Source organism: Streptomyces lydicus, from assembly GCF_000717345.1.
Lineage (GTDB): Bacteria > Actinomycetota > Actinomycetes > Streptomycetales > Streptomycetaceae > Streptomyces > Streptomyces lydicus.
Map to the genome: position 1 here is coordinate 201,812 of NZ_JNZA01000006.1, position 19,327 is coordinate 221,138.

19 protein-coding genes are annotated in these 19,327 nt (G+C 73.2%); 8 read left to right on the forward strand and 11 right to left on the reverse strand.

Features of this window, described 5'->3' with window-relative positions; genetic code table 11:
• Positions 1–9: 9 nt before the first annotated feature.
• Entirely contained in the window at positions 10–1,146 is a 1,137-nt protein-coding gene (locus tag OO62_RS07405) for a FecCD family ABC transporter permease (protein WP_206738464.1), read from the reverse strand.
• A 41-nt stretch (positions 1,147–1,187) separates the two neighbouring features.
• The gene (locus OO62_RS07410) at positions 1,188–2,195 is read right to left on the reverse strand and encodes a FecCD family ABC transporter permease (RefSeq protein ID WP_033266407.1); all 1,008 of its coding nucleotides are present in this window, start codon (positions 2,193–2,195) and stop codon (positions 1,188–1,190) included.
• 105 nt (positions 2,196–2,300) lie between these two features.
• Between OO62_RS07410 and OO62_RS07415 the strand changes: the two genes are divergently transcribed.
• Together OO62_RS07415 and OO62_RS41285 are read left to right on the forward strand one after the other, a co-directional pair.
• Positions 2,301–2,984 (forward strand): HAD family hydrolase, encoded by a 684-nt coding sequence (locus OO62_RS07415; RefSeq protein WP_033266408.1) that lies wholly within the window; start codon positions 2,301–2,303, stop codon positions 2,982–2,984.
• Positions 2,985–3,414: 430 nt separating this feature from the next.
• Complete coding sequence (locus tag OO62_RS41285; protein WP_033266409.1) at positions 3,415–3,798, forward strand: cold-shock protein; 384 nt, start codon at positions 3,415–3,417, stop codon at positions 3,796–3,798.
• A gap of 50 nt (positions 3,799–3,848) precedes the next feature.
• Here OO62_RS41285 and OO62_RS07425 read toward each other — a convergent pair whose 3' ends face one another.
• The 4 genes from OO62_RS07425 to OO62_RS07440 form a co-directional block, all read right to left on the reverse strand.
• Positions 3,849–4,700, reverse strand: a complete 852-nt coding sequence (locus OO62_RS07425) for a 1,4-dihydroxy-6-naphtoate synthase (RefSeq protein WP_033266410.1) — start codon at positions 4,698–4,700, stop codon at positions 3,849–3,851.
• The gene (locus OO62_RS07430) at positions 4,697–5,539 is read right to left on the reverse strand and encodes a futalosine hydrolase (RefSeq protein WP_051732857.1); all 843 of its coding nucleotides are present in this window, start codon (positions 5,537–5,539) and stop codon (positions 4,697–4,699) included. The genes OO62_RS07425 and OO62_RS07430 overlap by 4 nt, the downstream gene beginning before the upstream one ends.
• A 5-nt stretch (positions 5,540–5,544) precedes the next feature.
• On the reverse strand, positions 5,545–6,048 hold the full coding sequence (locus tag OO62_RS07435; RefSeq protein WP_033266411.1) for a hypothetical protein: 504 nt from the start codon (positions 6,046–6,048) through the stop codon (positions 5,545–5,547).
• An 89-nt stretch (positions 6,049–6,137) separates the two neighbouring features.
• On the reverse strand, positions 6,138–7,520 hold the full coding sequence (locus OO62_RS07440) for an MFS transporter (RefSeq protein ID WP_033266412.1): 1,383 nt from the start codon (positions 7,518–7,520) through the stop codon (positions 6,138–6,140).
• Here OO62_RS07440 and OO62_RS39910 point away from each other — a divergent pair.
• The 3 genes from OO62_RS39910 (at position 7,432) to OO62_RS07450 (ending at position 12,419) form a co-directional block, all read left to right on the forward strand.
• Positions 7,432–7,623 (forward strand): hypothetical protein, encoded by a 192-nt coding sequence (locus OO62_RS39910; protein ID WP_164993220.1) that lies wholly within the window; start codon positions 7,432–7,434, stop codon positions 7,621–7,623. The two genes, OO62_RS07440 and OO62_RS39910, sit on opposite strands and share 89 nt — an antisense overlap.
• A 365-nt stretch (positions 7,624–7,988) precedes the next feature.
• The gene (locus tag OO62_RS07445) at positions 7,989–8,894 is read left to right on the forward strand and encodes a DUF3027 domain-containing protein (RefSeq protein ID WP_033266413.1); all 906 of its coding nucleotides are present in this window, start codon (positions 7,989–7,991) and stop codon (positions 8,892–8,894) included.
• Between the two features lie 228 nt (positions 8,895–9,122).
• A complete protein-coding gene (locus OO62_RS07450) occupies positions 9,123–12,419 on the forward strand; it encodes a sacsin N-terminal ATP-binding-like domain-containing protein (protein WP_078617062.1) in 3,297 nt (1,098 codons plus the stop codon).
• 57 nt (positions 12,420–12,476) lie between these two features.
• Here OO62_RS07450 and OO62_RS37725 read toward each other — a convergent pair whose 3' ends face one another.
• Positions 12,477–12,692, reverse strand: a complete 216-nt coding sequence (locus OO62_RS37725; protein ID WP_078617063.1) for a DUF397 domain-containing protein — start codon at positions 12,690–12,692, stop codon at positions 12,477–12,479.
• Positions 12,676–13,515: a helix-turn-helix domain-containing protein gene (locus OO62_RS07455; protein ID WP_033266415.1), complete on the reverse strand. Its 840-nt coding sequence runs from the start codon at positions 13,513–13,515 to the stop codon at positions 12,676–12,678. The genes OO62_RS37725 and OO62_RS07455 overlap by 17 nt, the downstream gene beginning before the upstream one ends.
• A gap of 159 nt (positions 13,516–13,674) precedes the next feature.
• Between OO62_RS07455 and OO62_RS36375 the strand changes: the two genes are divergently transcribed.
• Both OO62_RS36375 and OO62_RS07465 read left to right on the forward strand, forming a co-directional pair.
• Positions 13,675–13,896 (forward strand): hypothetical protein, encoded by a 222-nt coding sequence (locus OO62_RS36375; RefSeq protein ID WP_051732840.1) that lies wholly within the window; start codon positions 13,675–13,677, stop codon positions 13,894–13,896.
• Positions 13,893–14,180 carry a hypothetical protein gene (locus OO62_RS07465; RefSeq protein ID WP_033266416.1) on the forward strand — a complete coding sequence of 96 codons (288 nt, stop codon included), beginning with the start codon at positions 13,893–13,895 and terminating at the stop codon, positions 14,178–14,180. Before OO62_RS36375 ends, OO62_RS07465 begins: the two co-directional genes overlap by 4 nt.
• On the opposite strand, the gene OO62_RS07470 is transcribed toward OO62_RS07465, so the two are convergent.
• The 3 genes from OO62_RS07470 to OO62_RS07480 form a co-directional block, all read right to left on the reverse strand.
• Positions 14,167–14,349 (reverse strand): hypothetical protein, encoded by a 183-nt coding sequence (locus OO62_RS07470; RefSeq protein ID WP_033266417.1) that lies wholly within the window; start codon positions 14,347–14,349, stop codon positions 14,167–14,169. The two genes, OO62_RS07465 and OO62_RS07470, sit on opposite strands and share 14 nt — an antisense overlap.
• A gap of 72 nt (positions 14,350–14,421) precedes the next feature.
• A complete protein-coding gene (locus OO62_RS07475; protein WP_033266418.1) occupies positions 14,422–16,896 on the reverse strand; it encodes an HAD-IC family P-type ATPase in 2,475 nt (824 codons plus the stop codon).
• Positions 16,897–17,041: 145 nt separating this feature from the next.
• Positions 17,042–17,305 (reverse strand): DUF2530 domain-containing protein, encoded by a 264-nt coding sequence (locus OO62_RS07480; RefSeq protein WP_033266419.1) that lies wholly within the window; start codon positions 17,303–17,305, stop codon positions 17,042–17,044.
• A gap of 327 nt (positions 17,306–17,632) precedes the next feature.
• On the opposite strand from OO62_RS07480, the gene OO62_RS07485 reads away from it, so the two are divergent.
• Entirely contained in the window at positions 17,633–19,105 is a 1,473-nt protein-coding gene (locus tag OO62_RS07485) for an NCS2 family permease (protein ID WP_033266420.1), read from the forward strand.
• Positions 19,106–19,327: the final 222 nt, after the last annotated feature.

Sequence of the window (19,327 nt, forward strand, 5' to 3'; positions counted from 1 at the left end):
CGGTCCCGGTCACGCTGTTCCTCCCGTCGCGGCACAGCCGCCGGTGCGAGGGCCCCTGACGACGAGCCAGAGCAGGTACGGGGCGCCGACGGCGGCGGTCAGCACACCCACCGGCAGCTCCGTCGGCGCGAAGAGCTTGCGGGCGAGCAGATCGCCCAGGACCACCAGGACGGCGCCCAGCAGCGCCGAGCAGAGCAGCGGAATCTGCGCCGTCCGCGTCATCCGGCGGGCGATCTGCGGAGCCAGCAGCGCCACGAAGTCCACCGGCCCGGCCGCCCCGGTGGCCAGCGACGCCAGGACCACCCCGAGCGCCACCAGGCCGAGGCGGGTGCGGCCGAGCCGGACGCCCAGCGCGGTCGCGGTGCCGTCGTCCAGCACGACGGCCCGCTGGGCACGCGCCGCCCACAGCACGCCCGGCAGCAGCACCAGCAGCGCCCCACCGAGCGGCGCCGCCTCCGCCCAGCCGCGCCCGTTGAGCGAACCGGTCATCCACACCTGGGCCTGCTGGGCGACGAGGTAGTCGCCCTTCGTCAGGAAGAGGTGGGTGACCGACCGCAGCGCGACGGCGCAGCCGATGCCGATCAGGACGAAGCGGGTGGCGTGCAGGCCGCCGCGCCAGGCGACGACGTAAACCAGCGCGGCGGCCAGCACCCCGCCGGCCACGGACAGGTAGGGCAGGACGGCGTACGTGGCGGTCCCCCCGCCCACCGCAGGGGGAGCGACGCCGAAGGTCATCGCGGCGACCGTCAGCGCGCTCGCTCCCTGGCTGATGCCGATGATGTCGGGGCTGGCGAGCGGATTGCGGGCCACCGTCTGGATCAGCCCGCCGGCGACCCCGAACGCCGCGCCGACCATCAGGCCGACGGTCATCCGCGGCAGCCGCAGCGTGCCGACGACCAGCTCGTGGGCCGACGGCCGGCCCACCAGCACGTCGACGACCTGCGACGGCGGCACGAAGCTCTCCCCGACGGACAGATACGCACCGCACACGGCCGCCAGAAACACCGTCAGCACGACGGCGGCCACCGCCGCCCTGCGGTGCACCAGGAACGACCCGCGGCCGGCCCGCACCAGCGCATGCCCGGTGGGCCGCACCGCGCTTCCGCCCCGCGGCGGCCCGGGCGGGGGAGTGCGGCGGCCCGGCACGCCGCCCTGGCGCGGCACCCGGCCGGTCACCTTCCGGTCCGTCACGCCGCCACCCCTGCCCTCCGGCGCACCAGCGCCACCAGGAACGGCACCCCGATCAGCGCCGTCATCACGCCCGCCGGAACCTCCGACGGCGGGAGGACGATCCGGCCCAGGGTGTCCGAGACCAGCACCACGACCGGCCCGAGCAGCGCCGCCATCGGCAGCACCCAGCGGTGGCCGCCGCCCACGGCCGCCCGGGCGAGGTGCGGAACGGCCAGCCCCACGAACGCGATCGGGCCGGCCGCGGCGACACCCGCGCCGGTCAGCACCGTCGCGCCCAGCCCGCCCACGACGCGCACGGCTCCGACCTTCCGGCCCAGCCCCCTGGCGACGTCCTCACCCAGCGCCAGCGCGTCCAGCCCGCGCGCCACGGACAGCACGAGCACCGCGCCGGCCAGCAGGAACGGCCAGACGCGGGCGGCCACTTCGGCGTCCCGGCCGGTGAGCGAGCCGACCTGCCAGAAGCGGAACTCGTCCAGCGCCGCGGCCCTGGTGGTGAGGATCGTCATCGTCACCGACACCAGCAGCGCGTTGACGGCCGCCCCCGACAGCGCGAGCTTGACCGGGGTGGCGCCGCCCCGGCCGCGGGTGGCGACGGCGTGGACGAGGACGCCCGCGACCCCCGCGCCGGCGAAGGCGAAGCCCACGTAGCCGGTCAGGGTGTGGACCCCGGCGAAGGCGATGGCGACCACCACCGCCGCCGCGGCGCCCTGGCTGACGCCGAGGATGCCGGGGTCGGCGATCGGGTTGCGGGTGAGGCCCTGCAGGACCGTGCCGGCCATCGCCAGCGCCGCGCCGACCAGCAGGCCGATCTCGGTACGCGGCAGCCGCAGGAACCGCACGACCTGCACGGCGTCGCCGTCGCCGCCGTGCACCAGGGCGCCGAGCACCTCGGCCGGCGAGAACGCGCGGCTGCCCACGGCCAGCGACAGCAGGACGGCGAGCAGCAGCGCGAGCAGCGCCACCGCCATCAGGGCGAGGCGGCGGCCGGACGTCCGGGGCGTCATGGGCGCGTCACCCTTCGTCCGCGGCCGGAAGGGAAGTCGGGTAAGGCAGGGCTGAGCGTAAGGCCCCGGTCGGCCCGGAACGGGCCCACCGGCACAATGGCTGGCATGGCTGCACACCCCCTGACGGTCGGGTTCGACCTCGACATGACGCTGATCGATTCCCGTCCCGGTATCAAGGCCGCCTACCAGGAGCTGGCCACCAGGACCGGCACCTTCGTCGATGCCGAAGCGGCGGTGACCCGGCTGGGGCCGCCGCTGGAGCAGGAGATCCGCCGCTGGTTCCCCGCGGAGCGGGTGACGGAGATCAGCGCCCTCTACCGGGCGCTCTACCCGGACTTCGCCATCACGCCGACACCGGCGATGCGGGGCGCGCGGGAGGCCGTCGCCGCGGTGCGGGCGGCGGGCGGCCGGGCCGTCGTGGTGACCGCCAAGTACGAGCCCAACGCCAAGCTGCACCTGGCGCACCTGGGCATCGAGCCGGACGCGGTCATCGGCTCGCTGTGGGCGGAGGCCAAGGCCGAGGCGCTGCGGGAGCACGGCGCGCGGATCTACGTCGGCGACCACACCGGCGACGTGCGGGGCGCGCGGGCCGCGGGCGCGCTGTCCGTCGCCGTCGTCACCGGGCCCTGCGACGCGGCCGAACTGCGGGCGGCCGGCGCCGAGGTGCTGCTGGACGACCTGACGGCCTTCCCGTCATGGCTGGAACGCTACGTCGCAGAAGGGGCGGACGGGGCAGAAGGGGCGGACGGCGACGGGACGCCGGAGGCTGCCGAGGCCGCCCGGGCCTGACGGCGCTGCGCGGCGGCGGACCGCACGACCCCGCCCGCGGCCACCAGGAAACCGAGGCCCATCAGCATGCACAGCCAGTAGAACGCGGACGGCAGCGGGTGCGCCCCGATGAACAGCGGCGTCATCGTGGCGAGAGTGGCCGCCGCGCCAACAAGGAACATGATCGCGCCGATTCGGACCAGCAGATCCCCGGCACGGGGAGTTTCGTCAGACACCTGACCAGGGTAAGTCCGGGCCAGAAGCGCTGAGGATCCACCCGGCGGCGTCTTGTCACCGGCCCCCGGACCATTAGCCTTGGTGATGGCGGGTCCTACGGCCCGCTGCATTGCTATCCAGACCGTTTCTTCCGCATTCTTCCGCACCGTGCCGCAGATGCAGCGGCCGCGCCCAGCCCAGATTTTTTCCAACGAGTACGAGGACGAGGACAGACGTGCCTACCGGCAAGGTCAAGTGGTTCAACAGCGAGAAGGGCTTCGGCTTTCTCTCCCGCGATGACGGCGGTGACGTCTTCGTGCACTCGTCGGTGCTGCCCGACGGCGTGGCCGCACTCAAGCCTGGCCAGCGCGTCGAATTCGGCGTCGTAGCAGGTCAGCGCGGCGACCAGGCGCTGACCGTCACCCTCCTCGACCCCGCTCCCTCGGTCGCCGCGGCCCAGCGCCGCAAGCCCGACGAACTCGCCTCGATCGTCCAGGACCTCACCACGCTCCTGGAGAACGTCACCCAGCAGCTGGAACGCGGCCGCTACCCCGACAAGGCGCACGGCGCGAAGATCGCCGGCATGCTGCGCGCGGTCGCCGACCAGCTCGACGTCTGACGGCACACGGCGCACCGCAAGCGCCGCACACCGGCGCACCGTTCAGCGCCTCACACGAAACGCAGCGCATCCCGGCAGAGGGGCGGCACCAGCCCCTCGGCCGCGGCGCGGGTGAGCAGCCCGCGCACCGCGGCATAGCCGTCCTCACCGAGGTCGGCGGTGAACTCGTTGACGTACAGCCCGATGTGCTGGTCGGCCACCTTCGGGTCCATCTCCTGGGCGTGCTCCAGCACATACGGACGGGAAGCCTCCGGATCGTCCCACGCCATCAGCACGGACGCCCGGATGGCGGCCGCCAGGCCGCGCAGCGCCTCCTCGCCCAGCGACCGCTTGGCGACGATCGCACCCAGCGGAATCGGCAGGCCGGTGGTCAGCTCCCAGTGCTCACCCATGTCCGCCAGACAGCGCAGACCGTAGTCCTGATACGTGAAACGCGCCTCGTGGATCACCAGGCCCGCATCGACCTTGCCGTCACGCACAGCCGGCATGATCTCGTGGAACGGCAGCACCACGATCTCCCCGACACCACCCGGCACCTCCGCCGCCGCCCACAACCGGAACAGCAGATACGCGGTCGACCGCTCACTGGGCACCGCGACCGTCTTCCCCGCCAGATCCGCGGCACCGCCCCCCTGCCGGGTCAGCACCAGCGGCCCGCAGCCGCGCCCCAGCGCCCCGCCGCACGGCAGCAGCGCATACTCCTCCAGCACCCACGGCAGCACCGCGTACGACACCTTCAGCACATCGAACTCGCCCCGCTCGGCCATGCCGTTGGTCAGATCGATGTCGGCGAAGGTGACCGCCAGCTCCGGCGCCCCGGGGACGCGGCCGTGCGCCAGCGCGTCGAAGACGAAGGTGTCGTTCGGGCACGGCGAGTACGCGATGTTCAACGGCCGGGTCACGAGGTCCTCCTGGAGGGACGGTGCGGTTCCGCAGCCGGCCCGCCGGCGGCGGCCACGGCTCCGGGAAACGTACGGAAAGCGCCGGTGAGCGCGGCGAGAGCGTCACCGATGCGCCACGCGGCACGGTCGCGGGGACCGACCGCATTGGAGACCGAACGGATCTCCAGAACGGGCACACCGTGTGCGGCGGCCGCCTCGGCCACCCCGAAGCCCTCCATCGCCTCCACCAGCACACCCGGGTGACGCCCCGCCAGCTCCGCGGCGCGCGCGGCACTGCCGGTGACGGTGGAAACGGTGACGACCGGGCCGACGGCCGCGCCGGCCGCCGCCGCGACGGCCTCGACCAGCGCCGGATCGGGGCGGTGCGCCACCGTCCCGAAGCCCAGCTCGGTGACCGGCGTGAAACCGTCGGGGGTCTCGGCGCCCAGGTCCGCCGCGACGATCACCTCCGCGACCACCACCGCACCCAACGGCACCCCCGAAGCGGCCCCACCCGGGCGAACAGAGCCGGCACCGGGGGGAAAACCGCCGCCGATACCGGCCGACACCACCAGGCCGTACGGCGCGCCGGCGAGCGCCGCGGCGGTCAGCGCGGTGGCCGTCCCCGCCGCGGCCGCGGCCGGACCGACACCGGCCGCCAGCACATCCAGCGCCACCGGCCCGCCGCGCACACACCGCAGTTCACCGCCGCCGGGCAGCGTACGCACCGCCGGCGCCGCGCCGTCCGCCGACGCGGCGCACACCGCGTCACGCTCGGCGGCCACCGCCGTGACGACCAGGACCCGGCCCGCCGGGTCCGCGCCGTCCGCGGCCCGGTCCCCGGCGTCCCGCGCGCTCAGAGCGCTCAGTCCTTCTGCTTCAGGGTGAAGTGCCACATGGTGGTGGGGCCCTCGCTCTTGCCGATCTCGGCGACCTGCAGCGTGACGTCCTTGGTGTAGGTCGTCTGGCCGGTCTGCGGGTTCTGCTGCATGAACAGCGTGTCCACGTCGAAGCTGCGGTACGTCTGCTTGCTCGGCTCCCGCATGACCGGGCCGTTGCCGAGCGCGATCCAGCCGGACTTGGCGACCTCCGGGTCGACGCCGATGCGCACCTTCTCACCGGGGTGGACGGTGATGGACTTGCCGCCCTTCTTCGAGATGCAGGCGGCGACCGCCTTGCGCGACAGGTCCTTGCCGTGGCCGTCGCAGCCGGGAGTGGCCTCGGCCGTCACGGTCGACGAGCCGACGGTCACGGTCGCGAGCGCGGTCGGCTTCTCGCAGGCGGAGAGGGTGACAAGACCCAGGGACACGGCACCGATGGCGGCAGCGGCACGGCGGCCCTTGCCCCAGGAGATCAACGCAGCGGTCATACGGGCAGGCTATCTGGCGCCCCGGCCCACGCCACGCGCGGGTGCGGCGTGCCGCGCCGCACGCCCCGGCCGGCCCGCCCCGCCCGCCGTCACGCCACCCGCGGCGCGGCCGAACCACCACGCCGCCCCGCGCCCAGCAGCCCCCGCCCGGCCAGCGCCGCGCCCACCGCCACCAGCCCCGCCGCCACCACCATCCCCACCACGCCGATCAGCGGCAGCGAAATCCCGATCGCCCCGCCCACCACCCACGCCAGCTGCAGGGCCGTCTCCGACCGGGCGAACGCCGAGGTCCGCACCCCCTCCGGCACATCACGCTGGATCATCGCGTCCAGCGACAGCTTCGCCAGCGCCTGACACAGCCCCGCGGTGGCCGCCACCGCCGTGACCACGACCACCGCCATCACCCCGTAGAACACCGCGGCCAGCACCGTCACCCCCAGCGCCAGCCCCAGCACCGCCGCCACGATCGGCTCCGGCCCCCGCGCCTTCAGCCACGCCCCGACCGCCGTGCCCAACGCGTTACCCGCCCCGGCCGCCACCGCCACCAGCCCCAGGGAGGCCGCCGCGCCCAGCCCGCCCAGCGGCTGCGCGCGCAGCAGGAAAGCGAGGAAGAACGTCAGGAACCCCGAGAGCGCCCGCAACGCGGCATTGGCCTGCAGCCCGTGCAGCACCGAAGGCCCCACCGTCCGCAGCCCCGCCTTCACCGGCCTGCCGCCCGCCGCCCCCGCCTCCCCGGACGCCAGCCGCGCCCGCGCCTCACCCCGCGCCGAGTCGACCTTGTGCGGCAGCGACAACGACAGGCACGTACCCGCCACGAACACCACGAACGCCCCGTACAGCGGCCACGCCGGGCCCAGCAGATGCAGTCCCGCCCCCGCCGGCGCCGCCAACCCCGTCGCCACCAGGCCCGCCAGCGTCACCCGCGAGTTGGCCTTCACCAGCGAGATCCGCGGCGGCAGCAGCCGCGGCACCACCGCACTGCGCACCACCCCGTACGCCTTCGACGCCACCAGCACGCCCAGCGCCGCCGGATACAGCTGCAACCCACCGCCGGCCACCGCACCCGACATCGTCAACGCCAGCAGCGCCCGGGCCAGCATCGCCCCCGCCATCGCCGCCCGCCGACCGTGCGGCACCCGGTCCAGCAACGGCCCCACCACCGGCGCGAGCAGCGCGAACGGCGCCATCGTCACCGCCAGATACAGCGCCACCCGGCCGCGCGCCTCGTTCGTCGGCACCGAGAAGAACACCGTCGAGGCCAACGCGACCGTGATCATCATGTCGCCGGCGGAGTTCACCGCGTGCAGCTCGATCAGCTTGGCCAGCCCCGACTCGCCCGCCCCGTGCGCGTGCGTCACCCGCCGCAACCGCCGCGCCACGCCGGTGAACGGCCGCCGCAGCGCCCGCCCCGCCGCCCGTCCCGCCCGCCGCGCCCGGCCCTCCGCGCCCCCACCCCCCGCCGGGACCGGCACCCCCCGGGACGACGTCCGCGACGACACTCTCGACGACTTCCGCGATGTCTTCGCCACCTTCGCCACCCTCGGAGACCCGCCCGCAGCAGCCACCCGGCCATAGTGCCCCAACTCGCCCGGGCGAGGGCACTTTGTCGCCGATGCCGCGCGGGGCACCCAGTTCGGCGCGCACTGCCGCTGACATTTGCCGCTCCCACCGAGGAGTCGTACACCGCTGAAGGGGTAGCGTGTGTAGCGCGCCACCGGCGGTCGGAAGTGGCCGCGTGTCTCATTGCGATCCACGATCCCGCAGAATGGGTCGTAAGAGGTGCGCTCGACCGAACCGTCGGGCGCGGACGTCGACGCGGTCCCCAGGTCCGCTCCGCCCGCCCCCGTCACCGCCGGTCGTCCGGACAGGACAAGGACAGCTCCGGCTGGCGCACTCGTGAGACGGCGTGGAAGAGAGAATCGATTCTTGTGAGTGCTGCGATGCGAAGCCGTACCCCGGACCGCCTGTGCGCCGAGGCGGTCGACCTTGCCAGGGCGGCGGCGGAGGAAGCCGCCCTCCCCGGCATGGTCGGTGAGCACATCGGAGCCGTCGCCGACGCGGACCGCGTCGTCACCCACCTGTTCACCGCCAACGACCCCGGATACCGCGGCTGGCGCTGGGCCGTGACGGTCGCCCGCGCCTCCCGCGCCAAACTCGTCACGATCGACGAGACGGCCCTGCTGCCCGGCCCCGACGCGCTCCTCGCACCGGAATGGGTGCCCTGGAGCGAGCGACTGCGCCCCGGCGACATGGGCCCCGGCGACCTGCTGCCGACCGAGGCCGAGGACCTGCGCCTGGAACCCGGCTTCACCGGCGAGGACAGCCCGCCGCCGAACTCCGCCGTCGCCGAGGGCATGGCCGCCGACGTCGCGGACACCGAGGAGGCGGACGTCCTCCCCGGCTCGCCCGCCCACCAGCCGCCGCCCGCCCGGGGCGGCATCGCCGCCCTCGCCGAGGAACTGGGCATGCGCCGCGCCCGGGTCCTGTCCCGCTACGGCCTGCACGCCGCCGCGGACCGCTGGGAGGAAGCCTTCGGCCCCAAGACCGCCATGGCCCAGGCAGCCCCCGCCACCTGCATGACCTGCGGCTTCCTCACCCTGCTGCCGGGCTCCCTGCGCCAGGCGTTCGGCGTCTGCGCCAACGAGTTCTCCCCGGCGGACGGCCGGGTCGTCTCCCTCGCCTACGGCTGCGGCGCGCACTCCGAGGCCGCCGTCATGCCGAAGCCGCCGCGCCCCGCACCCCCCGTCGTCGACGAAACCGTCGTCGAACCGCTGGCCCTGCGGCCGGAGCGGGACGGCGGCTCCGTGGAGGACACCGGCCCGGGCGAGGAACTCGGCCACAGCTGACCGCGGCCCCGAAAAACAACCGCGACACCGCACCACCCGGAAGCCCGGCCGCACCACGCTGCGGCCGGGCTTCCGAGCTCCCCCTCCCGGCCACCCCACCCCCACCGCCGCCCCGCCACAGGCCCGTGCAGCACCACACCACAGCCGCGGCGGGCCACCCGGCGACGTGGGGCGATACCGTCAAGCCAACGACCGCCGGGCCAACCACATACCGAGGAGACGAGAGACGTGACCGCTACGTCGTGGGTGCGAGGCGCCGCCGGAGACCCGTTCGGGACGGCCCGGCTGCGGCGTGGCGTGCTCGACGCCTGGGCCACCTCACCGGCCCGCTTCCGTGAGGACGCCAACGCCGAGGAAGACCTCGCCCTCGGCGGCTACCGCGACCGCCTCGCCGTGGAACTGGCGCAGAACGCCGCCGACGCCGCGGCCCGCGCCGGCGTCCCCGGCCGCCTCCGCCTGACCCTGCACCCCGCCGACGGCGACGCCCCCGCCGTACTCGTCGCCTCCAACACCGGCGCACCCCTCGACGCCACCGGCGTCGAGTCACTGTCCACGCTGCGCGCCTCCGCCAAACGGGAACCGAGCATCGCGGTCGGCGCCGTCGGCCGCTTCGGGGTCGGCTTCGCCGCGGTGCTCTCGGTCAGCGACGAGCCGGCGCTCGTCGGACGCACCGGCGGCGTGCGCTGGTCGCTCGCCGAGGCCCGCGCGATGACCGAGGAGGTCGCCGCACACAGCCCCGGCCTGGGCGGCGAACTGCGCCGCCGCGACGGCCACGTACCGCTGCTGCGGCTGCCGCTGCCCGCGGAGGGCGGCGCGCCCGAGGGCTACGACACCGCGGTCGTCCTGCCGCTGCGCGACATCGCGGCACAGGACCTCGCCGAGCGGCTGCTGACCGGCATCGACGCCGCGCTGCTGCTGACCCTGCCGGGCCTGGCCGAGGTGATCGTCGACACCCCCGAAGGCGTACGCGAGCTGCGGCGCCGCGACGACGGCCGCTACGTCGTCATCGAGGACAGCGAGCGGGGCACCACCCGGTGGCGGGTGGCGTCCGACCACGGCCCGCTGGACCCGGCACTGCTCGCCGACCGGCCCGTCGAGGAACGCCTGCGGCCCGCCTGGACGGTGACCTGGGCGGTACCCGTCGACGCCGACGGCGCCCCGGCCCGCGCGGCCACCACCCCGGTGGTGCACGCCCCGACGCCCACCGACGAACCCCTCGCGCTGCCCGCCCTGCTGATCGCGTCGTTCCCCCTGGAGCCGACCCGCCGCCACGTCGCCCCGGGCCCGCTCGCGGATTTCCTGGTGGGCCGGGCCGCCGCCACCTACGCGGCGCTGCTCGCCGACTGGGAACCGGTGTCCGTCGGCACCCTCGACCTGGTGCCCGGCCCCCTCGGCAAGGGCGGCCTCGACGGCGAACTCCGCCGCCAGGTGCTCGAACTGCTGCCCCGGGTACGGTTCCTGCCGAGCGCCGGCGGGCCCGCGGCGGCGGAACCGGGCGGCCCCGCGGACACCCCGGCGGAGCAGTGGGACACCGTCGAGGACGCCGCCGACCACTACGTCCTGCGCCCCGTCGACGCCGAACTGGTCGAGGGCGCGGGCACCGCGACGGTCGCCGTGCTGGCGGAACTCTTCCCCAGCCTGCTGCCCGCCGGCCTCGAACGCCGCCCCGAACTACGGGCGTTGGGCGTCGCCCGCGTCCCGCTGGGCGAAATGGTCGACCGGCTGGCGGGCGTCGAACGACCGCCGGGCTGGTGGTGGCGCCTCTACGACGCGCTGGCCGGCACCGACCCGGACCGCCTCAGCGGCCTGCCGGTGCCGCTCGCCGGCACCGCCGGCCAGGGCCCCGGCGGAGCCCCCGGGCCCGCCCGGACCACGATCGGACCCCGCCAGGTCCTGCTGCCCCTGCCCGGCGGCGGCCCGGACGCAGCCGACACCGACGAGACCCGGCACCGCACACTCGCCCGGCTCGGCCTGAAGGTCGCCCACCCCGACGCGGTGCACCCGCTGCTGGAAAAGCTCGGCGCCACCCCGGCCGCACCCCGCGCCGTCCTGGCCACCCCCCAGGTCCGGGCGGCCGTCGCGAACTCCCTGGACGCCGACGAGGACGCCTACGACCTCTTCGCCGACGACTTCGCCGGCGGCGCACCCGGCGCCCCGCTCGGCGCGGAGGAACTCGCCGAAACCGTCCTCGGACTGGTCCGCGACGCCCGGCTCGCGCCCGGCGACGAACCCTGGCTCGGCGCCCTCGCCCTGCCCGACGAGGACGGCGAACTCGCCCCGGCGGGTGAGCTGGTGTACCCCGGCAGCCCCTTCGAACGGGTCATCCGCGAGGGTGAACTCGCGGCCTGCGACGCCGAGTTGACCGAACGATGGGGCGAACAGCCGCTGACCGCGGTGGGCGTGCTCGCGGACTTCGCCCTCGTACGGGCCACCGACGTGGTGCTCGACCCGGACGAGATGGAGCCCCGCGAAAGCGACTACGCCGAACCCGACGACGTCGGACTGCTGGACGCCGTCGACGTCTGGTGCGAAGACGTCCTCGACACGCTCCCGGACACCCCCGTCCCGCCCGTCGTCACCGAACTGGTCGCGGTCCGCGACCTCGACCTGGTCGACGACGACGCCTGGCCGCAGGTGCTGGAAATGCTCTCCCGGCCCCCGCTGCGCGACGCACTCACCGCCCCCGTCCGCGTCCTCCTCCCCGACGGCACCACCGAGTCCGTACGCCCCTACACCGCCTGGTGGCTGCGCGGCCACCCCGTACTGGACGGCCGCCGCCCCGCCGGCCTCCGCTCGGCGGCCGGCGACCCCCTGCTGGCCGGACTCTACGAGTCCGCGGACGCCGGCGGCGTCGACGCCCAGGTGCTGCGGGCACTCGGCGTACGGACCTCGGTCGCCGCCCTCCTCGACGAACCCGGCGGCGCGGCGGAACTGCTGGCCCGCCTCGCCGACCCCGACCTGACCGTCGGCGCCGCCCAACTCCACGCCCTGTACGGCCTGCTGGCCGAACTCGACCCCGACAAGGTGACGCTGCCCGACGACCTGCGGGCCGTGCTCAACCAGGAGGTACGGGTCGCCGACGCCGCGGACGCCGTCGTCGCCGACGCCCCGGACCTGATGCCGCTGGCCGCCCGCCTCCCCCTGCTGCCGGTCCCCCCGGACCGCGCCGCCGCACTCGCCGAACTGCTGCAGGTCCGCCGGCTGAGCGAAGCCGTCGACGCCGAGGTCCGCTCCGACGGCATCCGCCACGAGGTGCCCCACGCCGTACGGGTACTGCTCGGCCCCGGCACCCCCGACGCGTACCTCGAACACGAGGAACTCCTCGTCGGCGACGGCCCCGGGCAGACCGCCGAACTCGACTGGCGGCTGACCCCCGACGGCACCCTGCACGCCGCGACCCTGGAGGGCGTCGCGGCGGGCCTCGCCTGGTCAACCGGCCAGTGGCCGCGCCGCTTCGAGGTCGCGGCCCTCCTGGAGGACCCGGACCGCGGCGAAGAACTCGCCCGGGCCCGCTGGTTCGACTGACCGCCACCCGAACCCGAAAACCGGCCCCCGTCACGACGCGACGGGGGCCGGCGGTGCTCAGCGCTCCAACTCGCCGTTCTTGACGGCGGCGATGAAGGACGACCAACTGCTTGCCGGGAAGGCCACGGCGGGCCCGTGCGGGCGTTTGGAGTCGCGGACCGGGACAACGCCGGGGTGTCCGTCGGCGACCTCGACGCATTCGGCTCCCTGGCCATTGCTGTAGCTGGACTTCCGCCAGCCATTGAGTGCGGACGCGTCAGGAATCGTCTTCATCTTCGTACTCTCTCAGGTAGCTCCTTAGCAGGTCGAGAGTTTCGCTCTCCGGCAGCGCCTTGGCGCGGGCGAGGTCAAACATGTGCGTGAGCTCAAGAATCTTGCCCGGCGCTTCCACCTGCTCCCCGGAAAAGAAGCTTTCCACGTATCCGATCGTGGCGCCGTTGCGCAGGGTGAGAAGGCTCAAACTGCCTCCCAGCATGGGATGTTCCGCCTGGGAGAAGGGCAGCACCTGGACCACGACGTGCGGCGATCGAGCCACTGCGAGGGTATGACGAATTTGCCGGCACATACCCTCCGGCCCGCCAATTGGCCGCTTCAATGCCGCTTCATCCAGGATTGCCCAGTAAAGCGGCGCATCCTCCCGGGTGAGCACTTGTTGTCGGCGCATTCGCGTGGCGACGCGTTCTTCCACCCCTTGCTCGGATTCGCCGCAAAGTGAGGCACGAAAGAGAGCGCGAGCATAGTCCTCGGTTTGCAGCAGACCGGGCACCAGGCTGCTCCCGAAGACCTGAATCCGAGCTGCCGTTCCCTCGCGCTCAACGATCGCTCGCCCGTAGTCGGGAATCGAGGCGTCCTGCGCCATGGACAGCAGCTCGGTGAACAAGCCGTCCGTGGCGAAATGCGTATCCAAGTCCTCGGCCAGCGCCTGGGACGGTAACTGCTCCCCCCGCTTCACCCGGCTGAGGTACGTGTGCGGGTAGCCGACCTTGTCGGCCAGGGCCCGTTGGGAGAGGTCGGCGGCCTCCCGCAGGCGGCGCAGGCGGCGGCCGAGCACCGTGCGCGGAGTGGCCCTGCCGTCGTCCTCGTTGTTCAGCTCCATCGTGCGAACTCACCTTCAACTTGCTGTCCACTGCTGGACTTTGGTGACAGGTCAAGCCTGTACCCAGCGTGGTTGATCGGCAATGGTGAGTAACCGCAGGACCCCTGCGGCCGCAGCAACGACCCGGGGGCATGGCCCTCAACCCCTGGAGTTGACGACGTGCGCCAACCTATCGCCCGCCTCTTCGAAGCGCTGCTGCGGCGACTGTTTCCCGCCTCGGGGCGGCGCCGGGCAGGGGCCCTCGCCACGTACCCGGAAGCGCCCTCCGCCGTACGCCGCCCGAGGCCACGGCACCCCGTCGTGCGGGGCGAGGCCACCGTGCTCGTCCGCCCCTACCTCGTCGCCCACGAGCGGGCCCACGGGCTGGAGGCCGTCGCATGACGGGCCGTGCCGCCACCGCCCGGCTGCTGCCCTGGGCGGGACCCGACGGGAAACCCTGCTACCTCGTGGGCGACGGCACCGGGTACGTCTCCCGCGTCGCCGACGACATCGAGCGCGTACAACTCCACATGGCGGACGAGATCCTCGGCCACGCGGCCAACCTGCTCGCCGACCACAGGGCCGGGACCCGCGAGCTCCGCTACCTCGCCCGGGGGCTCAGCGACGCGCTGCGTTATGTCCGGCGGGTCGCCGAAAGCCGTGGGGCACGGCTCAGCCCGAGCTGAACTTCTTGATCAGGGCCCAGATCACCACGACCACGCCGACGCCGATGATCAGCCACTCCCACCAGTCGACGACGCCGTCACCGCCGCCCCCGTAGGAGCGGTGGTAGTGGTGGTAGTGGTGCGAACTCGCCAGGACCTGATGCGCGAGGTCCCCCGGAATCAGCTTCATGGGGCGGAGGGTAGGGGGAAACGGCAGGCACCGCCACGACGGGGCGGCTTCCGTGACCCGGCCGTTAAGGCGTCAGGCGGGGAACCGGCGCGCCACCCAGCGCCAGCCGGCCTCCAGCAGGGCCGCCGCGACCACCGCGACGGCCACCGCCACCCACGGCATCGTCGTACCCACCAGCCGCAGCGCGAAGAAGTGCTGCAACCACGGCGTGACCAGGACGACCAGGAACGCCGCCGCCATCGCCCCGACCAGGACGACCCGCCACCAGGTGTAGGGGCGGGCGATGATCACCAGCACCCACAGCGCGGCGAGGAACAGGGTCAGGGTGGCGGCGCTGGTCTGGGCGGACAGCGCGCCGGGCCCGCTGTAGTACGCGCGGGCCAGCAGATAGGTGGCGAACGCGGCGACGCCGACGATCAGGCCCGACGGGATCGCGTACCGCATCACCCGGCGGACGAAGTGCGGGCGGGCCCGCTCCCTGTTGGGAGCCAGGGCGAGGAAGAACGCCGGCACGCCGATGGTGAGGGTCGACAGCAGCGTCAGATGCCGCGGCAGATACGGGTACGGGATCTGCCAGCAGGCAACCAGGATGGCGAGCAGCACCGAATAGACCGTCTTGGTGAGGAACAGGGTGGCGACACGGGTGATGTTGCCGATGACCCGACGCCCCTCGGCCACCACCGAGGGCAGCGTCGCGAAACTGTTGTCCAGCAGAACGATCTGGGCGACGGCCCGGGTGGCCTCGGCACCGGAACCCATCGCGACGCCGATGTCCGCGTCCTTCAGGGCGAGGACATCGTTGACGCCGTCCCCGGTCATCGCGACGGTGTGGCCACGCACCTGGAGGGCGCCGACCATGTCCCGCTTCTCCTGCGGGGTGACCCGCCCGAAAACGGTGGTCTCGTCGAGCGCCGCGGCCCTCGCCTCCCGCTCGGCGGGCAGCCCGCGCGCGTCCACGGCGGCGTCCGCACCCGGCAGACCGAGCTTGGCGGCCACCGCACCCACCGACACCGCGTTGTCACCAGAGATGATCTTGGTGGCGACGCCCTGCTCGCCGAAATAGCGCAACGTGTCGGGGGCCTCGCGCCGCAGCCGCTGTTCGAGGACGACCAGCGCCGCCGGCTGCACGTCCCGGCTGAGGTCGGGACCGTCCAGCTCCCGCGCGGTGCGCGCCAGGAGCAGCACCCGCAGCCCCTGCGCGTTGAGGTCGTCGACCTCCGCGAGGCGGGAGTCACCGGACCGCAGCAGGACATCCGGGGCACCCAGCAGCCAGGTCGTCCGCGCACCGTCGGGGCCCGCCAGGACCGCCCCGCTGTACTTGCGGGCGGACGAGAACGGGAGAGCCCCGGCGACCCGCCAGCCGTCGGGCGCCGGATAGGCGTCGATGATCGCCTGGAGCGACGCATTGGGACGCGGATCGGCCGCACCGAGCGCGCCGAGAACCTGCCCCAGGTACGCCGCATCGCCACTCTCCTGCGCACCGTCCCCGCCCCCCTCCCGGCCCTCCGGCGCAGCGGCGGAACCCAGGGGCCGGAGCGCGCTGACGTCCATACCGCCCTCGGTGAGGGTGCCGGTCTTGTCCAGGCAGACGACGTCGACCCGCGCCAAGCCCTCGATGGCGGGGAGTTCCTGCACCAGGCAGTGCTTGCGGCCCAGCCGGACCACACCGACGGCGAAGGCCACGGAGGTGAGCAGCACCAGCCCTTCCGGGATCATCGGCACGATCCCGGCGACCATCCGGCGGACCGCCGCGTCACCGGGCAGCCCGAGCGTCAGCAGATGGCTGACGATCAGGCCGATCGCGGTCGGCACCATCATCCAGGTGACGTACTTGAGGATCCGGCTGATGCCGGTGCGCAGCTCGGAGTGGACCAGGGTGAAGCGGCTGGCCTCCTCGGCGAGCTGGGCCGCGTACGCCGCACGGCCGACCTTGGTCGCGGTGAACGCACCACCGCCGGCGGCCACGAAACTGCCGGACATCACCGCATCGCCGGGCTTCTTGACGACCGGATCGGCCTCGCCCGTCAGCAGCGATTCATCGATCTCCAGGCCGTCGCTCTCCAGGACCTCGCCGTCGACCACGACCTTGTCGCCGGGACCGAACTCGATCACGTCACCGAGGACGACCTCGGAGGTGGGGACCGGCCGGGCCACGCCGTCGCGCCGGACGGCCGGCTTCGCCTCCCCGATGACGGCCAGCTTGTCCAGGGTCTTCTTGGCGCGCAGCTCCTGGACGATGCCGATGCCGGTGTTGGCGACGATCACGAAGCCGAACAGGCCGTCCTGGATCGGGCCGATGACCAGGATGATCGCGAAGAGCACGCCGATGATCGCGTTGAAGCGGGTGAAGACGTTGGCGCGGACGATGTCGACCGTGGAGCGGGACGAGCGGACCGGTACGTCGTTGACCTCGCCACGGGCGACCCGCGCCGCCACCTCGTCGGCGGTCAGGCCCGGATGGACCGGCTCCCGCCCGGTCCGCCGGACCGGCTCACCGCCACCCGGCCCGGGACGTCCGCCGGCCCCGGCCCTCGCCCGCTCCGTCATGCCCTCGACGTTACGGGCGGACGGCGCCAGGCACCTGCTGGAAGGGGGCGGGGCAGCCGTGCGGAAGGGGGGAGGGGCGGGCGGGGGCAACCGGCTTCAACCGGTCGTTGGGGCGGCTGTCGACTGTCGGCTGTCGGCCGTCGGGTCAGGAGGGGTCGGCGGTCGCCGCCGCGGCGCGCTTGATCGCGGCGTCGCGCTTGCGGACGTACCAGATGCCGAGCAGTCCCAGGCCGCCGCCGGCCAGACAGGTCCACACCCACCAGGCGTGGCCGTTGTCGGCGTACCAGCCGTAGAAGGGAAGCTGGCCGAGGAAGAGCACGAACCAGATGATCGTGCCGCCGATGATCGTCCCGACGACGGGGCCCTCCAGGGGCGCCGGGGCCTCGCGCAGTTCGGACTTCTTCCACATGGTGCCCAGCTTACGGGGGACGACTTCGGCGCCGGACGGTGGAGCCCACGGGACGGAGGCCGGGGTCAGGAAGGGGCCGGGCGTCGGCCGAAGGGGCGACCCCCGCGGACCGGAGGCAGCCGGCGGCCCCGTACGGCACAAGGATCCAGCGGTGGTCTACGCGCGGAGATAGCGATCACTGCATTGTTTATTCATACTGAACCTTTCTGGATCTGACTGGATTGGATCGTCGATTCATCCAAGGTGATCCGGATATCCATGTTCTGTACGTGTTCCGGGCCCTCGGGCCCCCGCGCCTGCCCAGGCCCGTCCGACTGAGGTCCCCGCATGTCCCCCTCGGCCACCACGCCGGTCGACACCCTTGAGAACCCAGCTCCCGAGCCCCCCAAGAACGGCTTGGACCGCTTCTTCAAGATCTCCGAGCGGGGGTCGACGGTAAGCCGCGAACTCCGCGGCGGCCTGGCGACGTTCTTCGCGATGGCCTACATCATCGTGCTGAACCCGATCATCCTCGGCTCCGGAGTCGACAAGTTCGGTCACCATCTGGACAACGGTCAGCTCGTCACCGCCACCGCGCTGATGGCCGGCCTGAGCACCGTCCTGATGGGCGTCATCGGCAACGTCCCGATCGCCATCGCCGCCGGCCTCGGCATCAACGCCGTGGTCTCGCTCCAGCTCGCCCCCAAGATGAGCTGGCCGGACGCGATGGGCATGGTCGTGCTCGCCGGTCTGGTGCTGATGATCCTCGTCGCCTCCGGCCTGCGGCAGCGCGTGATGGACGCGATCCCCAACGGCCTGCGGCGCGCCATCGCCATCGGCATCGGACTCTTCATCTCGCTGATCGGCCTCGTCGACTCGGGCTTCGTCAGCCGCAACCCGGACGCCGCACACACCACCGTCCCGATGAGCCTGGGCCAGGGCGGCCAGCTCCAGGGCTGGCCGGTGCTGGTCTTCGTCCTCGGCCTGGCGCTGATGTTCGTGCTGATCGTGCGCAAGACCAAGGGCGCGATCCTGATCGGCATGGTCACCATGGCCGTCGTCGCGATCATCCTCAACGCCGTCACCAACACCCCGGACGCGGCCTGGGGCTTGGCGGTCCCCAACGTCCCCGAGAAGATCATCGGCGCCCCGGACTTCGGCCTGATCGGTCACATCAGCCTCTTCGGCGGCTTCAAGGAAGTCGGCGTGCTGACCGGCTGCCTCTTCGTCTTCACCGTGCTGCTCTCCGGCTTCTTCGACGCGATGGGCACCATCATCGGCGTCGGCGAGGAGGCCGGGCTGCTGGACAACGAGACCGGCAACCTGCCGAACATGGGCCGGATCCTCATGGTCGACGGCATCGCCGTCGCGGGCGGCGGCTTCGGCTCCGCCTCCGCCAACACCTGCTTCGTGGAGTCCACGGCCGGCGTCGGCGAGGGCGCCCGTACGGGCCTGGCGAACCTGATGACCGGCGGGCTCTTCCTGCTCTCGCTGATCTTCACGCCGCTGGCGACCGTCGTCCCGTCGCAGGCGGCGACCCCCGCGCTGCTCGTCGTCGGCTTCCTGATCATGGCCGCCAACGTCAAGGACATCGACTGGGCCGACGCCACCGTCGGCATCCCGGCCTTCCTGACGATCATCTCGATGCCGTTCACCTACAGCATCACCAACGGCATCGGCATCGGTGTCCTGGCCTTCATCCTGCTGCGCACCGCCACCGGCCGCTTCAAGGAGATCCCCTGGCTGCTGGACGTCGTCGGCCTCTGCTTCCTGGTGTACTTCCTGCTGCACCCCATCGAGCTGGCGCTCGGCGTCAAGTAGCGAACGGACGCCCGCGGGCATCCTCCGGATCCGCCCGTGCGCACACCGCCTCCTCCTGCTTGCTCCTGTCTCCTCCTCGCCGTCTCTCCGTCGCCTCCTTCCCCCGCCGCTCTCCTCTTCCTCTACGGGAACGAACACGGAGAGTAATTAGTTTCCTAGGGGATGTAGCGGAGGGTGAAGGGTTGGGGAGGGAGGCGGGGGGTGGAGGGGCTGCCCCCCCCC

Excerpts from the sequence above, each read along its gene's own strand:
- OO62_RS07410 (WP_033266407.1), bottom strand. The coding sequence starts at position 2,195 with ATGACGCCCCGGACGTCCGGCCGCCGCCTCGCCCTGATGGCGGTGGCG.
- OO62_RS07415 (WP_033266408.1), top strand. The coding sequence starts at position 2,301 with ATGGCTGCACACCCCCTGACGGTCGGGTTCGACCTCGACATGACGCTG.
- OO62_RS07435 (WP_033266411.1), bottom strand. The coding sequence starts at position 6,048 with ATGACCGCTGCGTTGATCTCCTGGGGCAAGGGCCGCCGTGCCGCTGCC.
- OO62_RS07445 (WP_033266413.1), top strand. The coding sequence starts at position 7,989 with ATGCGAAGCCGTACCCCGGACCGCCTGTGCGCCGAGGCGGTCGACCTT.
- OO62_RS37725 (WP_078617063.1), bottom strand. The coding sequence starts at position 12,692 with ATGAAGACGATTCCTGACGCGTCCGCACTCAATGGCTGGCGGAAGTCC.
- OO62_RS07455 (WP_033266415.1), bottom strand. The coding sequence starts at position 13,515 with ATGGAGCTGAACAACGAGGACGACGGCAGGGCCACTCCGCGCACGGTG.
- OO62_RS07465 (WP_033266416.1), top strand. The coding sequence starts at position 13,893 with ATGACGGGCCGTGCCGCCACCGCCCGGCTGCTGCCCTGGGCGGGACCC.
- OO62_RS07470 (WP_033266417.1), bottom strand. The coding sequence starts at position 14,349 with ATGAAGCTGATTCCGGGGGACCTCGCGCATCAGGTCCTGGCGAGTTCG.
- OO62_RS07475 (WP_033266418.1), bottom strand. The coding sequence starts at position 16,896 with ATGACGGAGCGGGCGAGGGCCGGGGCCGGCGGACGTCCCGGGCCGGGT.
- OO62_RS07480 (WP_033266419.1), bottom strand. The coding sequence starts at position 17,305 with ATGTGGAAGAAGTCCGAACTGCGCGAGGCCCCGGCGCCCCTGGAGGGC.
- OO62_RS07485 (WP_033266420.1), top strand. The coding sequence starts at position 17,633 with ATGTCCCCCTCGGCCACCACGCCGGTCGACACCCTTGAGAACCCAGCT.